General features: G+C 69.7%; 13 protein-coding genes. 7 read left to right on the plus strand and 6 right to left on the minus strand.

Annotation, left to right across the window (positions count from 1 at the left end; genetic code table 11):
* Nucleotides 1-75: 75 nt before the first annotated feature.
* On the minus strand, nucleotides 76-525 hold the full coding sequence (locus AC1MED_RS04405) for a MarR family winged helix-turn-helix transcriptional regulator (RefSeq protein WP_479785639.1): 450 nt from the start codon (nucleotides 523-525) through the stop codon (nucleotides 76-78).
* Between the two features lie 169 nt (nucleotides 526-694).
* On the opposite strand from AC1MED_RS04405, the gene AC1MED_RS04410 reads away from it, so the two are divergent.
* Entirely contained in the window at nucleotides 695-1,975 is a 1,281-nt protein-coding gene (locus AC1MED_RS04410; protein WP_479785640.1) for an MFS transporter, read from the plus strand.
* On the opposite strand, the gene AC1MED_RS04415 is transcribed toward AC1MED_RS04410, so the two are convergent.
* Nucleotides 1,972-2,805 (minus strand): gamma-glutamyl-gamma-aminobutyrate hydrolase family protein, encoded by an 834-nt coding sequence (locus tag AC1MED_RS04415; protein ID WP_479785641.1) that lies wholly within the window; start codon nucleotides 2,803-2,805, stop codon nucleotides 1,972-1,974. The genes AC1MED_RS04410 and AC1MED_RS04415 overlap by 4 nt on opposite strands.
* Before the next feature lie 53 nt (nucleotides 2,806-2,858).
* On the opposite strand from AC1MED_RS04415, the gene AC1MED_RS04420 reads away from it, so the two are divergent.
* On the plus strand, nucleotides 2,859-3,353 hold the full coding sequence (locus tag AC1MED_RS04420) for an SRPBCC family protein (RefSeq protein ID WP_479785643.1): 495 nt from the start codon (nucleotides 2,859-2,861) through the stop codon (nucleotides 3,351-3,353).
* Nucleotides 3,354-3,362: 9 nt separating this feature from the next.
* Nucleotides 3,363-4,496 (plus strand): LOG family protein, encoded by a 1,134-nt coding sequence (locus AC1MED_RS04425; RefSeq protein WP_479785644.1) that lies wholly within the window; start codon nucleotides 3,363-3,365, stop codon nucleotides 4,494-4,496.
* A gap of 21 nt (nucleotides 4,497-4,517) precedes the next feature.
* On the opposite strand, the gene AC1MED_RS04430 is transcribed toward AC1MED_RS04425, so the two are convergent.
* Entirely contained in the window at nucleotides 4,518-5,453 is a 936-nt protein-coding gene (locus AC1MED_RS04430) for a matrixin family metalloprotease (protein WP_479785645.1), read from the minus strand.
* On the minus strand, nucleotides 5,453-6,664 hold the full coding sequence (locus AC1MED_RS04435) for a VIT1/CCC1 transporter family protein (RefSeq protein WP_479785646.1): 1,212 nt from the start codon (nucleotides 6,662-6,664) through the stop codon (nucleotides 5,453-5,455). The genes AC1MED_RS04430 and AC1MED_RS04435 overlap by 1 nt, the downstream gene beginning before the upstream one ends.
* Before the next feature lie 345 nt (nucleotides 6,665-7,009).
* On the opposite strand from AC1MED_RS04435, the gene AC1MED_RS04440 reads away from it, so the two are divergent.
* Nucleotides 7,010-7,243, plus strand: coding sequence for a hypothetical protein (locus AC1MED_RS04440; protein WP_479785647.1), 234 nt, complete (start codon nucleotides 7,010-7,012; stop codon nucleotides 7,241-7,243).
* A gap of 109 nt (nucleotides 7,244-7,352) precedes the next feature.
* Here AC1MED_RS04440 and AC1MED_RS04445 read toward each other — a convergent pair whose 3' ends face one another.
* On the minus strand, nucleotides 7,353-8,879 hold the full coding sequence (locus tag AC1MED_RS04445) for a sodium:solute symporter family protein (protein WP_479785649.1): 1,527 nt from the start codon (nucleotides 8,877-8,879) through the stop codon (nucleotides 7,353-7,355).
* A 281-nt stretch (nucleotides 8,880-9,160) separates the two neighbouring features.
* Between AC1MED_RS04445 and AC1MED_RS04450 the strand changes: the two genes are divergently transcribed.
* A complete protein-coding gene (locus AC1MED_RS04450) occupies nucleotides 9,161-9,736 on the plus strand; it encodes a helix-turn-helix domain-containing protein (RefSeq protein WP_346959926.1) in 576 nt (191 codons plus the stop codon).
* Nucleotides 9,737-9,905: 169 nt separating this feature from the next.
* Here the strand turns inward: AC1MED_RS04450 and AC1MED_RS04455 are convergent, their stop codons facing one another.
* Nucleotides 9,906-10,733 (minus strand): DUF559 domain-containing protein, encoded by an 828-nt coding sequence (locus AC1MED_RS04455; RefSeq protein ID WP_479785650.1) that lies wholly within the window; start codon nucleotides 10,731-10,733, stop codon nucleotides 9,906-9,908.
* 424 nt (nucleotides 10,734-11,157) lie between these two features.
* Between AC1MED_RS04455 and speB the strand changes: the two genes are divergently transcribed.
* Together speB and AC1MED_RS04465 are read left to right on the plus strand one after the other, a co-directional pair.
* Entirely contained in the window at nucleotides 11,158-12,246 is a 1,089-nt protein-coding gene (gene speB, locus AC1MED_RS04460) for an agmatinase (protein WP_479785652.1), read from the plus strand.
* Entirely contained in the window at nucleotides 12,243-13,910 is a 1,668-nt protein-coding gene (locus AC1MED_RS04465; protein ID WP_479785654.1) for a thiamine pyrophosphate-binding protein, read from the plus strand. Before speB ends, AC1MED_RS04465 begins: the two co-directional genes overlap by 4 nt.
* Nucleotides 13,911-14,069 lie beyond the last annotated feature (159 nt).

Here is a 14,069-nt window from a genome sequence, read left to right on the forward strand (position 1 = left end):
GCAAGCCACAGAGGCGCCGGAGGACAGCCGTTACGCTGCCCCGGCGCCTCTGCTGCGTTCGGGGGACGGCTGCGCCTAGACGCCCGCGTGCAGCCGGGGGAGTGCGTCCACCAGGGGAGCGAGCTCGGGGATCTCCTGCGCCTGGGCCAGCGCGCGTTCCAGGGTGTGGTCGTGGACCGGCCGCGCCTGTTCCAGCAGCCCGATGCCGCTGGGCGTGAGCTCGGTGTAGATGCCGCGGCGGTCGTCCGCGCACAGGATCCGGGTCAGCAGGCCGCGCTCCTCGAGCCGGTTGACCAGCCGGGTGGTGGCGCTGGGGCTCAGGGCGGTGGCCCGGGCAAGCTGCTGCATCCGCATGTGCCAGCCGTCCTGCCGGCTCAGCGCATCCAGCACGGTGTACTCCACCACGGAGAGCTGCGCCTCGGCCTGCAGAGAGCGTTCCAGCTCGGTGTCGATCAACCCGTGCAGGGCCGCCAGCGTCCGCCAGCCTTGCGCGCGGACCTCGACGGCGTCGTCCTTGATGCCCATACCTTGTGCTCCTTCCAGCTCGGGCTACCGCGCTCCGGACAGCGGAACGCGGCAGCCCCCAAATAGTTGCTTGCGCGCTATAGTTGCGTGTGCAACAATAAATAACGCGTCTGCAACTAATAGCTTACGCTTCGGAAATCCCCCCGTACAGTTTTGAAGGAGCTCATCCATGCCTATCGGCCTGATCGCACTCGCCCTCGGCGGGTTCGGAATCGGACTCACCGAGTTCGTCATTATGGGTCTGCTGCCGCAGGTGGCCGCCGACTTCCGCGTCAGCGAGGCCACCGCCGGCTGGCTGATCTCCGGCTATGCGCTCGCCGTCGTCGTCGGGGCGCTGCTCCTGACCGCCGCCGTGACGCGCTTCGAGCGCAAACCGGTGCTGGCCCTGCTGATGGTGCTGTTCATCGCCGGCAACCTTGTCTCCGCTGTCGCCCCCGACTACGCCCTGATGATGGTCGGCCGGATCATTGCCGCCTTGGCGCACGGCGCGTTCTTCGGGATCGGCGCGGTGGTGGCCGCCAGCATGGTCGCCCCCACCAAAAAGGCCGGCGCCATCGCCATCATGTTCACCGGGCTGACCGCGGCGAACGTCCTGGGTGTGCCGTTCGGCACCATGCTCGGCCAGGCCGCCGGCTGGCGCTCCACCTTCTGGGCCATCACCGGCATCGGCGTGCTGGCCCTGGCCGGCATCCTGGCCCTGGTGCCGAAGACCGGCGCGGGGGAGGCTGCCGCGGGCGGCCTGCGCGGCGAACTCCGCGCTTTCCGCTCCGGCCAGGTCTGGCTGTCCATTTTCGTTACCATCCTCGGCTACGGCGGCATGTTCGGCGCCTTCACCTACATCGCGTTCACCCTGACCGAGGTCACCGGCTTCTCCGCCGCCACCGTGCCGTGGCTGCTGATCATCTTCGGCGTCGGCCTTTTCATCGGCAACACCGTCGGCGGCAAGGCGGCGGACCGGAATGTCGACCGCACCCTGCTCGTGGTGCTGGCCGCCCTCGTGGTGGTGCTGGTGGTCTTCGCCCTCACCGCTGCCAACCAGCCGATGACCATCGCCTCCATGGTGCTGCTGGGCGGCTTTGGCTTCGCCACGGTGCCCGGCCTGCAGATGCGCGTCATGAAGTACGCCGACGGTGCGCCCACGCTCGCCTCCGGCGCCAACATCGGCGCGTTCAACGTCGGCAACGCGCTCGGCGCTTGGATGGGCGGCGTGACCATCACCGCCGGCCTCGGCTACACCTCGCCGATCTGGGCGGGCGCGGGCATCACCGTGCTGGGGCTGCTGGTGATGGCCTTTGCCGCCACCGCCGCCACAAAGAGCGCCGGGCAGGCGGCCGCCACCGGTGCCGGGGACGACGCCGGACTGCCGGCGTCCGCCGCCGAGCCGGCCGCCGCTCCCGCAGGCACCGCAACGGAGGGGGCAGCCGGCGACGCCGAGCTGCAGCGCCTCTAGCGGGCCGCTGCGCGGTCCCGGCAGACCTCCGCGAAGGCCCGGAACGGGGCCAGCCGCTCCTCGGCTGGAAGCTCCAGAGCCTCCGGATGCCACTGCACCGAGGCCACCCAGCGCTCAGGGTCTTCCAGCGCCTCCACGGTCCCGTCATCGGCCACCCCGGTCACCACGAGCCCGTCGGCCACGCGGGCCACGGCCTGGTGGTGGCCGGAGGCAATTTTGACCGTAACCGCGGCCGCGGCGCCGGGTCCCGTGACCGGTCCCGTGCCGGAACCCACTGCGGACCCCGCGCCCGGCCCCACGCGTGAACCAATGGTCCCGTACAGGCCGGCCACCTTGGAACCTGCGGCAATCCCGACCTCGTGCCAGGCCCAGGGGCCGGCGCCGTGGGCGGGCGCTGGTTCCCGGTGCGCCACCACGCCCGGATCCATGTCCTGGATGAGCGTTCCGCCGTAGAGCACGTTCAGGAGCTGGTGCCCGCGGCAGATGCCCAGCACCGGCAGGCCCGCGGCGATGGCCTGCCGGGCCACCGCAAGATCCAGGGCGTCCTGCTCCGCGTTGACGTCGTAGCAGGTTCCGCTGTCCTCCTCCCCGTAGAGCCGGGGGTCCAGGTCGCCGCCGCCGGGGAGCACGACGCCGTCGAGCTCCGCGGGTGACTCGGCGGCGGCGGTGAGCAACACCGGCTCGCCGCCGCCGTCGCGCACCAACTCAACGATGTAGCCGAAGAGCGCGTTGGCCTCGCCCACCCGCGGATCGGGGTCCGAGGAACTGCTGAGCCGGACCGGAATGCCGATGCGGGGGCGGCCGCCGACGGGCCGTGCTGGATTCTGCATGACTCATTTTGCATCACGGATTCCCCCTCAGCACGCAGGACTAGGATTGCCGGATGACCAACAGATACCTCGTGTCCCGCAGCCGCTTCATCGCGGCCACCCCGGAAGCCATCTTCGACGTGCTCGCCACACCCGCACTGCACAGCGTGATCGACGGCTCGGGCACCGTGAAGGGCGCCCAGCCGCGCGGTCCCGAACGGCTCGCCCTGGGCGCGAAGTTCGGCATGGAAATGAACATCAAGATGGATTACAAGATCCTCAACACGGTCTGCGAGTTCGAGGAGGGCCGGCGGATCGCGTGGCGGCATTTCGGCGGCCACGTCTGGCGCTACCTGCTGAACCCCGTCAACGACGCCGACGGGACCCCTGGCACCCTCGTCACCGAACAATGGGACGCGCGGGACGTTCGCGCCAGGATCCTGCTCCGCTTGGCCGGCTACCTCCGCCGCCACCCGGCCAGCATCGAGCAGACCCTCGCCAAGCTGGACGCCTACATGGCCTCGGAAGCCGCAGCAGGGTCCGGCGCCGCCCCGGACCACCTTCGCTAGGCGCGCCGGATGAGCGCTGCCCGCAGCCTGCACCCGAGCCCGCGCACCCTGGAAGTCGAAAGCCTGGCCAGTTTCGACCGGCTGGTGGCGGACGGCGCGCGGTCCATGCACGGCTGGCACATCCAGTCCCTGGACCTGCGCGGGCGCCGGGAGCCGCTGGAGGCACTGGACGCGCAGGGTGCGATTTTCCTGGGCTGCAGCTTCGACGACGGGGTGGAGGAGTCGCTGCGCGGCCGCGGCGCCCTGATCTTTCCCAAGCTGGAAAAGGTCCCCTTCAACCCCTACCGCGGCCGGCTCTACACGCCGCAGGAGCTGTACGCTGGCGTCGAGGAGACCCGCTACGAGGACACCCTGGATGCACGGGTGTACCAGTGGAGCATCCGGCCCGGCCAGCGGCACCGGCTGGACGCGACGCTGGCGGCGGCCCTGCACGACCACTCGATTGGCGATGCGCTGGAGGAGCTGACCCGCTCGGAGCTGTGCCGTGGCCGCACCATGGTGGGCGTGATGGGCGGCCACGCCGCGAGCCGCGGCTCGGCGGGCTTCACCGAGTCGGCGCTACTGGGCCGCCTGCTGGCGCGCAACGGCCGGGTAGTCGCCACCGGCGGCGGCCCGGGGACCATGGAAGCGGCCAACCTGGGCGCCTACCTCAGCGCGGCGGACGAGCCAGATTTCCGCCAGGCCCTGGCGGACCTCGCCGCCGTGCCCGGCTTCCGGCCCTCGGTGTCAGCATGGGCGCGGGCGGCGGCCGCCGTCGTCGAACGCCATCCGGACGGCACGCCGTCGCTGGGCATCCCCACCTGGTTTTACGGCCACGAGCCGCCCAACTTCTTCGCCACGCACATCGCCAAATACTTCGCCAACGCCATCCGCGAGGCGGTCCTGCTGGAGCTGTGCAACGGCGGAATCATCTTCCTGCCCGGCTCCGGCGGCACCGTGCAGGAGATCTTCCAGGATGCCTGCGAGAACTACTACGGCGCCCCGGAGACCATCACACCCATGGTGCTGGTGGGCGAGGAGCACTGGCTGCGCAGGTTCCCGGCCTGGCCCCTGCTGCAGAGCCTGGCCGCGGGCCGGCGGATGGAAAGCCGGATCTTCCTGGTGGACAGCGTCGAAGAAGCCCTGGCGGTGCTGGAAGGCTAAGACCCGCCGTTGAGCGGCTGCCTAGAGGTCCTTGCGGCAGGCGGCGCGGCCCAGTTCGTGCAGGCCGTTCAGGTCGCCGGCTGCCAGCCCGTCCGGCGCGCCGATCTCCGGGTACATCAGCTGCGTCGGGTCATCAACGTGTTCCAGGCCCATCACGTGGCCGAGTTCGTGCAGGATCACGGCCGTCGCGTAAGCCGAGCCGTCCCCGCGGCCCAGGTCGTTGCCGATTTGCGGCGCGTCCAGTTCCAGGCTGCCGGTGACGAAGCTCTTGGGGCCGTCGCCGAAGCTGAAGTGGGTGCTGCCGCCGGTGCCGATCACGGCGCCCTTGAGCTGCGGCGCCTGCTCCGGGGTGGTCCAGGCGATCAGCAGGGGAGCCCAGCGCTCGCCGTACCGTTCCTTTTGGTACGGCGCCCGTGACGGGGACGGGGCCTCGGTAGTGGGTCCGTCGTTGATGAACTTGATCCCGGTGGCCTCGGAGACCGTCCGGATCGCGTTGTCCACCAGTTCGCCGGCGCCCGCGGGAGCCAGCTGAGCATTGACCACGTAGTGCAGGGGCCGGCAAGGGGAGTAGCCCACCGGGGTCCCGTCGGCGTTCGTGGCCAGGAACTTATAGGAGCTGCTGGCCGACGCCGGCGTCAGCGGCCGCCCCAACGGCTGGTCCTGCTCTTCGATCCCCGGCGGCGGAACAGCCATCTGCGACGCGTCCTCGGGGACGCCGGCTTGCCGGTCCGCCGGGCTGGCCGTGGGGTGGCTGGCCGGCGGGCCGGCCGTTGTGGCGTCCGAGCCGCCGTTGAATTCAACCAACCCGACAAAGCGGGGGTCGCCGTAGACCAGCCCGGCGGTCAGGAAGGCGGCCCCCGCGATGAGGACCACGGCCGCCAGGTTCCGGCCCACCCGGGCGGCGCTGCGGCCCCGACTGTGCCGCGGCGAGCGGTCCCGGAGCCCGGGATCGTCCACTAGGCGACCACCGCGCCAAACGCCATGCCCAGCAGGTAGGTGACGGCGGCGGCGCCCATGCCGATGGCCAACTGGCGGAAGGCGCGGCTGGCGGGCGAGGTGCCGGAAAGCAGGCCGACGACGCCGCCGGTCAGCAGCAGGGCGATCCCCACCAGCGCGGCGGATACCACCAGCGCGGCAATGCCGGTCATGCCCAGCAGGAACGGGATGATCGGCACGATCGCGCCGGAGGCGAAGAAGCAGAAGCTCGACGCCGCCGCGCTCCACGCCGTCCCGACGGCCTCATGCTGATCCTCGGTTTCCGGGCGCTCGGGCCGCAGGGACAGGCTGGGATCGCAGTCGCAGTCCAACAGCCCCATCCGCTCGGCGACGCGGTGCTCGGCGGCCTCGCGGGACATGCCGCGGGCAAGGTAGACGAGCAGGAGTTCGTTGTGTTCAATGTCCAGCGACGGCGCTGCCGCGAGCGTGATCTGGGTGGGGCGGGTCGCGGCCAGCAGTTCTCGCTGGGACCGCACGGAGATGAACTCGCCGGCGCCCATCGACAGCGCCCCGGCCAGCAGCCCGGCCACGCCGCTGAGCAGGACCACGGAGCTGCCGACGCCGGAGGCGGCCATGCCCATAACGAGGGACAGGTTGCTGACCAGTCCGTCGTTGGCGCCGAACACCGCGGCGCGGAAGCTCCCGGCGAGCCGGTTGCGGCCGCGTGTGGCCAGGCCGCGGACAACTTCCTCGTGGATCTGCTCGTCGGCGACCATGGCCGGCGTGGCATTGGGGTCGTTGGCGTACGGCGAGCGGCTTTCGGCGCGCTGCGCCAGGGCCAGCACAAACACGGAGCCGAAGTGCCGGGCGAGGAAGCCCAGGAACTGGCTGCGGAGCGAGGCGGGGCGCGGCCGCCCGGCCTGGTCGCCGAGGAGCTGCAGCCAGTGCGCCTCATGGCGCCCTTCCGCTTCGGCCAGGGCGAGCAGGATGTCGCGTTCCTCGCCGCTGCGGTTTTCCGCGAGGTCGCGGTAGACGGAGGCCTCAGCGCGTTCGTCCGCGAGGTACTGCCGCCAGCGCTTGATGTCCGCCGGCGTGGCGGCGGGGCTGGCCGCGGGACCGGCGGCAGACGCTGCGGGGGCCGCGGGGGAGCCTGCGGCGGCAGACGCTGCGGGGGAGCCTGCGGCGGGGCTGGGGTCAGACTGGAAAGGATCAGATGGGGCGTGCTGAGACACGGAAACTCCTGGGCTGGATCGGGCATGGTTCGGCCCCATTGCGAATCCAGCGTACCCCGTAATTCCGCGGATTTTCGGCTGGCAATCCTCAGTGGAAAGTTTCGGTAAGCCGTAAAGTAAGTACCCTTATGGCCCGTTGGCGGACAGCCGGCGGCCGGGGGGGGCGGTCGGGCGGCGGTCGGGCGGCGGTCGGGCCCGACGACCCTTGACCCCCCACTGCGGGCGGTGTTCGAATAAAGGCCAGGGCGGGTTCTCCGGCAGGCCCGCCCGGCCGTTTCGGGCGCTGGTTTGAACCCGGACGGCTAGCACGGCACTGCCGCAGCCCGAGCGCACGGAGGTTGCACCATGGACAGCACCGGATCACCGGCCCACCAGCCGGCCAGGGACTCCGTCGAATCGGATCCGGCCTACGATTTTGCCGAGGACGCCCCGGTCGGCGACACGGAGAACGTGGACGAGGAGTTGCTGGAAGAAGCGGACCGGAACGTCCCGCTCGACGCTGAGGATTTCCTTGGGGACGAGCAACCGATCGTGCCCCTCGACGCGGACGAGTTCCGCGAACCCGAGGAAGAAGAATAGCGGACGCCCTTCCGGCTGGAGCCCGGCAGCACGACGGCGGCACTTCCCCCGCGGGGGAGGCGCCGCCGTCGTGCTGCTGGGGTCTGTGCGAATCAGCCGATGGAGCGTGTCAGTGGCTGAGGGCCGGCACCCTGTCCTCTGCCTCCGTGGCGCCGCCGGCCACCCGGTCCTGCCAGTTCTTCATCACCGCGGGATCCGTCGGCCTGGTCAGCAGCGACACGGCAACGTAGACCACCGCGGAGGACAGAAGGCCGTAGTAGATCGGTTCGTTGGCGTAGATGCCGTCCAGCGGGACCTCGGCGTTGATTTCCAGCACGATCATGGTGCCGAGGGTCAGGACAGACCCAACGGCCATCGAGGCGGCCGCCGCTACACCGGTGCCCCGCTTCCACAGCAGGCCGCCCAGGATGGCGACTAGCAGTCCGCCGACGAGGATGTCGTAGGCGATGGTGAGCGCCGCGACGACGTCCTTGGTGATGATGGCGATCACGATCGCCACGACGCCCAGGCCCAGCACCCACATACGGTTGGCCTTGACGTCATGCTCCGGGTTGTCCGTGTCGTCAGTGTTGATGTTCTTGCCGAACCAGCCGGCGACAAAGGGCAGGACGTCGGCGCGGGCCACGGTGGCTGCGGCGATCAGGGCGCCGGAGGCGGTGGACATCATGGCGGCGACGGCTGCGGCGAGCACCAGGCCGCCGATGCCGATCGGCAGCAAGTTGGTGGCGACCTCGGCGTAGACCACGTCCTTGCCGAGGGCCTTGACATCGATGTCGGGTAGGGCGACGCGGGCGCCCAGACCGATCAGCGCCCCGGCGGCACCGTAGAGGATACAGTAGACGCCCGCCGTCGCGCCGCCCCAGCGGGCCACCGTGGGCGTCTTGGCGGTGAACACCCGCTGCCAGATGTCCTGGCCGATCAGCAGGCCCAGGGTGTAGACGACGAAGTAGGTGATGATCGTCTGGATGCCGATGCCGTCAATCTGGAAGAAGCTGGCATCGACGCGGCTGCGGATCCCGTCGAGGCCGCCCGCGGCGTTGAGCGTGAAGGGCAGCATCAGCAGGAAGATGCCGATGGTCTTGATCACGAACTGGACCTGGTCGGCCAAGGTGATGGACCACATGCCGCCAATGGTCGAGTAGACCAGGACGATGGCGCCGCCGATGGCGATCGCGAGCGCCCGGTCCCAGCCGAAGAGGACCACGAAGATGGTGGCGTAGGCGCCGGTGGAGGTCGCGCAGAGCATCAGCGTGTAGGCGAGCATCACAATGCCGGAAGTCTGGGTGGCCCGGCTGCCGTAGCGCAGGCTCAGCATCTGGGAAACCGTGTAGATCTTGAGCTTCTGGATGGTGCCGGCGAAGAGCAGACTGAGCAGCAGCACGCCGGCGCCGATCGCGACCACGAGCCACATGCCGGAGATGCCGAACTTGTATCCCAGGCCGACGCCGCCGACTGTCGAGGCGCCGCCGAGCACGACGGCGGCCATGGTGCCGGTGTAGAGGAAAGGTCCGAGCCGGCGGCCTGCCACCAGGAAGTCGCTGTTGTTCTTCGTGCGGGACTTGCCCCACCAGCCGAAGGCCAGCATGGCGACGAGGTACACCACCACGATGGCGATATTGACGAAACTTGCGTCCATAAGGGGGCTCCTTGGAGCTGTTCGGAAGCAGCATAGGATCCCCGGCCCGCATCATTGCGGCCGGAGTCCACTGCTGCTTGACGGGAGTTGACGGGAGGGATTCGGCTGGACCACCCACCCCATTGCCTAATAGGCAACACTTGTTGCCAAACACTAGGGTGTGACTCCGGTAACAGTCAAGGTATGACTGCGGCGTGTCCTTCCGGGCGCTCCGGGGGCGGTCTGCGGCTAGGATTGGCTCCAATGATGGGGCCGCGCGGCCGGCCGTGAAAGGTTCCCTTATGAAGGCTCTACCCGTTGAACCGAGCAACGTTCCGGTTGCCATCGGTTCAAGGATCCGTGCCGCCCGGCAGTCGCAGCGGCTCACCATCGAACAGGTCGCGGATGCTACCGGCCTGACCAAGGGCTTCCTTAGCAGGGTGGAACGGGATCTCACCTCGCCCTCGGTGAGCTCGCTGGTCACGCTGTGCCAGGTGCTCTCGATTTCGATCGGCGAGCTGTTCGCCGCGCCGGAAACCCACCTCACCAAGAAGGGGGAGGGCCCCCGGATCTCGCTCGGCGGCGAGGGGATCGTCGAACGCCTGCTGACCGCCCGCTCCGAGCGCCGGGTCCAGATCATCCAGGCCGTGATCGAGCCCCGGGGCCGCGGCGAATCCGAGCTTTACGCCGTCGACTGCGACGTCGACGTGCTGCACGTGGTCAGGGGCAACATCCGGCTCATCCTCACCAACGAGGAATTCGAGCTGGAAACCGGCGACACCGTCACCTTCCCCGGCCGGGAGCCGCACACCTGGATCAACCCCACCAACGAGCCGGTTGAGGTGCTCTGGGTGCTGGTTCCCGCCGCCAGCCGGTAGGTTCTGCCTGGGCGGGCTGGGCCGGCCGCGTTCCTGCCCGGTTGTTGGCTCCCCGGCTCGTACCTGGCCGCAGCGAGCCCCGGAACTCCGTGGTCCGACGCGGCAGTGCGGGAGTCCGCCGTCGTAGAAGTGGGCGGGAACGTCAGCAGGTAGGCAGGCAGGCGGGGCGTCAGCGGCCGGGCCACGGACCCCGGGCCAGGACGGCCCGGATCTCGGCCAGAACACGCTCCGGCTCGAACCAGATGTGTTCAGGCATGTACCGGAGCACGGCAAAACCGTTCAGTGTCGACGCGTTGTTCCGGCCGAGGTCCCGGCGGAGCGCGTCGCGGTTGGAATGGAACGCGAAGCCGTCCACCTCAACAATGAGGAACCCGTCGAGCAGGAAGTCCACCCGGCCGATCCCGGGCAGGTGGACCTGGGCGTCGTAGCCGATTCCGTTGGTTTTGAAGAGGTGCTGGGCGTCGACCTCAACAATGGATTCGGCCCTCAGGTCCAGGAGCTGCAGCGCCGTGCGCACCGGCCCGGATCTCTTGCCCAGGAGCTCGCCCTTTAGCAACTCCAGGGGCACACCGTGGAGTCGTATTGCCGAGGTCGCTATCGCCGTCGACGCCGGGGGCGCCAGACAGACCAGGGCATGCAGCACCACGTCCTCGACTGCCGCCAGGGGGAGGGACTCGTGACCCTCGAACCTGACCGTCCGGTGCCTGATGAAGCCGCTGCCGTGGCCGTGGTTGCAGGCGAGATGGTGGCGGTCCGGCGGTTCGCGCAGCCACAGGCCGTAGTGTCCGGCGGCGCTGGCGCAGCTGACCCGGGCATTGTGCCGGACTGCGGCTACGAGCTCGGGCGCGCACCCGGGAAGGACAAATACGCCCCGCCGAAGTTGCTGCACTCCGGCGTCGGGCAGGCGGGCGAGGTCCGTGCGCGAAAAGCCCGCGGACAGGAGCTGGCCGGTCCGGGCGACGCCGCCCACCCGGCCGAGGTAGTCAAGGAGGTCCATCAGGCCAGTACAGGGGTTGCGACGGGTCCGGCGACACCGGGCAACCGGGCTATCTGGACAACCCCCGACCGCCCCGGCCCCGCCCCGACCGCGCCCGGACCCCGTCCGGAGCCCGCCCCGCCGCCTGGAGCCCGCCCCGACCGCGCCCGGGAAGTCAGAATCAGCGCTCCCGCCCAGTTGTCCGCGAGCAGCCGACCCCGGCGGCCACGGACAGCCCGGAAACACGCGACCCGTCCCGGGCGATGCACGTTGCGTAACCCAAGAACTGGGCGGGAACGCTGGCCGGAGCGGCAGGACCCCCGGGATCAGGCCCGCAGCACGCGGAGCAGCAGAGGTTTGGTAAACAACTGATGCGCTCCGGGCAACTTTCGAGTGTATGATGGCAGTCACACCCGTCGGACAACCCTCGAAGGAGACGCCTCTCTTGGAAGAGCTGCGCATCGAAGCCAATGGCAACCTTGGCCCCATCGATTCCTCCCGCATCCCGCGCTACGCCGGCGCCGCCACCTATGCCCGCCTGCCGCGGCTGGACCAGGTGGCCAAGGCGGACGTCACGGTGGTCGGCGTGCCCTTCGACTCCGGCGTGTCCTACCGCCCGGGCGCGCGCTTCGGCGCCAACCACGTGCGCGAGGCCAGCCGGCTGCTGCGTCCGTACAACCCGGCCTGGGACGTCAGCCCCTTCGAGAACGTCCAGGTCGCCGACGCCGGGGATATGGCCGTCAACCCGTTCAACATCAACGAGGCAATCGAAACCATCCAGCAGAACGCGCTGGACCTCACCGCCGCCGGCAGCAAACTGCTGACCCTCGGCGGGGACCACACCATCGCGCTGCCGCTGCTGCGCGCCGCGGCCGAACGCGCCGGGCAGCCCGTCGCCATGCTGCACTTCGACGCGCACCTGGACACCTGGGACACCTACTTCGGCGCCGAATACACCCACGGCACCCCGTTCCGCCGCGCCGTCGAGGAAGGCATCCTCGACACCGAGGCGATCAGCCACATCGGCACCCGCGGCCCGCTCTACGGCAAGAAGGACCTCGACGACGACCACCGCTTCGGCTTCGGCATTGTCACCTCGGCGGACGTCTACTACCAGGGCGTGCTGGAAACCGTGGCCAAGGTCCGGGACCGGATCGGCAACCGCCCGCTCTACATCTCGGTGGACATCGACGTCCTTGACCCCGCCCATGCTCCCGGCACCGGAACCCCGGAGGCCGGCGGCATCACCAGCCGCGAGCTGCTGGAAATCATCCGCGGCTTCCGCGGGATGAACCTGGTGGGGGCCGACGTCGTCGAGGTCGCCCCCGCGTACGACCACGCCGACATCACCGGCGTGGCGGCAAGCCACGTCGCCTACGAACTCGTCACCCTGATGGCCGACAGCGCCGTCGACGGCGACCGCTCCGGCGCCCCCAGCGGTTACGCGGCGCAGGCCCTCGGCCGCGAATCCCGCCGTCCCGCAGGCTTCGCCGCGACAGCGGCCCAGCCGGTCCAGAGCGGAGCCGCGCAGTGACCGGGGTGCGCAACGGCGGGGACCTCGTCGTCGAAACCCTCGAGGCGCTCGGCGCCAAGACGGTCTTCGGCATCCCCGGCCAGCACGCCCTGGGCCTCTTCGACGCGATGGGCCGGGGAAACCTGCACTTCGTGTCCTCGCGGGTGGAGAACAACTCCGCCTTCGCCGCCGACGGCTACTCACGCGCCACCGGCGAAGTCGGTGTCCTCTTCCTCTCCACCGGCCCCGGCGCGCTGACCTCGCTGGCCGGACTGCAGGAGGCCTACGCCACCGGCGTGCCCATGGTGGTCATCGCGAGCCAGATTCCGCTGGAAGGCCTCGGGGCGCGGCGCAAGGGCATGCTGCACCAGCTCGATGACCAGAAGGCCTCGGCCGCCAACGTCACCAAGAGCCAGCGACTGATTCAGCACGCCTCAGGCATTCCCTCGGCCATCCAGGACGCCTGGACCGAAGCCATCTCCTCACCGCAGGGCCCGGTATGGATCGAAGTGCCGCAAAACGTCCTGCTGGATCCGATCATGGTCCCGCCGGTGGAGGACGCGCTCGCCGAAGCCGCGGACAACCCGCCCCGGGTGGAGCTGGTCCGCGAAGCTGCGAAGTGGCTCTCCGAAGCGAAGCGGCCGGCCATCATCGCCGGCGGCGGCACCCGGCGCGGCCGGGCGGAGAAGTCGCTGCTGTCGCTGGCGGAGCAGCTGCACGCGCCGGTGATCTGCACCCCCGGCGGCAACGGCGCCTTCCCCTGGAACCATGAACTCTCGCTCCAGTCCTGGATCGAGGACCAGTACATGACGGAGCTGCTCGAGGACGCCGACGTGCTGATCGTCATTGGCTCCTCGCTGGGCGAAGTAACCTCCAACTACTTCACCTTCGAGCCGCGCGGCCGGATCATCCAGATCGACGCCGAACCCCGCGTGCTGGAGTCCAACCGGCCCGGCCTGGGCATCCGGGCCGACGCCGGCCAGGCACTCGCCGCCCTCGACGAGGCTCTGGCGGCGGCATCGGCCGGTGCCCGCCCCGACTGGCACGGCAGCTCACCCGAGGCGCTGGTGAAGGACACCCTGGCCAAGGTCAAGGCCCGGCTGGAATCCCAGGACCTCGCCAAGGAACTGAAGTTCATGGCCGATATCCGCGAGGCCGTTCCCGCGCAGATGCAGACGTTCTGGGACATGACGATTTCCGCCTACTGGGCCTGGAGCTGCTGGGACGCCCGCGAGGGCCAGTTCCACTCCGCCCAGGGCGCCGGCGGCTTGGGCTTCGGCTTCCCGGCGGCGATCGGCGGCGCCGTGGGCCTGGAAACCACCGGAAAGCCGGGCGGCTCGGCCCGGGTGCTCGCCGTTTCCGGGGACGGCTCGGCGATGTACTCGATCTCGGAGCTCGCCACCGCCAAGCAGCACAACGTCCCGGTCACCTGGCTGATTGTCGACGACGGCGGCTACGGCATCCTGCGCGAGTACATGGTGGGCGCGTTCGGCAAGGCCACGGCCACCGAACTGGCCCGTCCTGACTTCGTGAAACTGGCCGAGGCCTTCGGCGTCCCGGCCGTCCGGGTGGCCCCGGAGGATGTGGGGGCCGCGCTCAAGGCGGGCTTCGCCGCGGACGGGCCGAACGTCGTCGTCGTCGAAACCCTGCTCAAGATGTTCGCCCCCACGCACCTGGACGTCTAACCCCCGCGCCCACATAGCGCGAACGAACACTTGAGGCCCCGAATCCGCGCGGATTCGGGGCCTCAAGTGTACGTTCGCGCTTTTTTTGTGCAGGCTTCTTAGTTTCCCAAAGCAATCAATTTGGGGTATTGTTGCTTCGGGCAAGTAAGTAAGGGGCTT

Source organism: Arthrobacter sp. BI5, assembly GCF_056680065.1.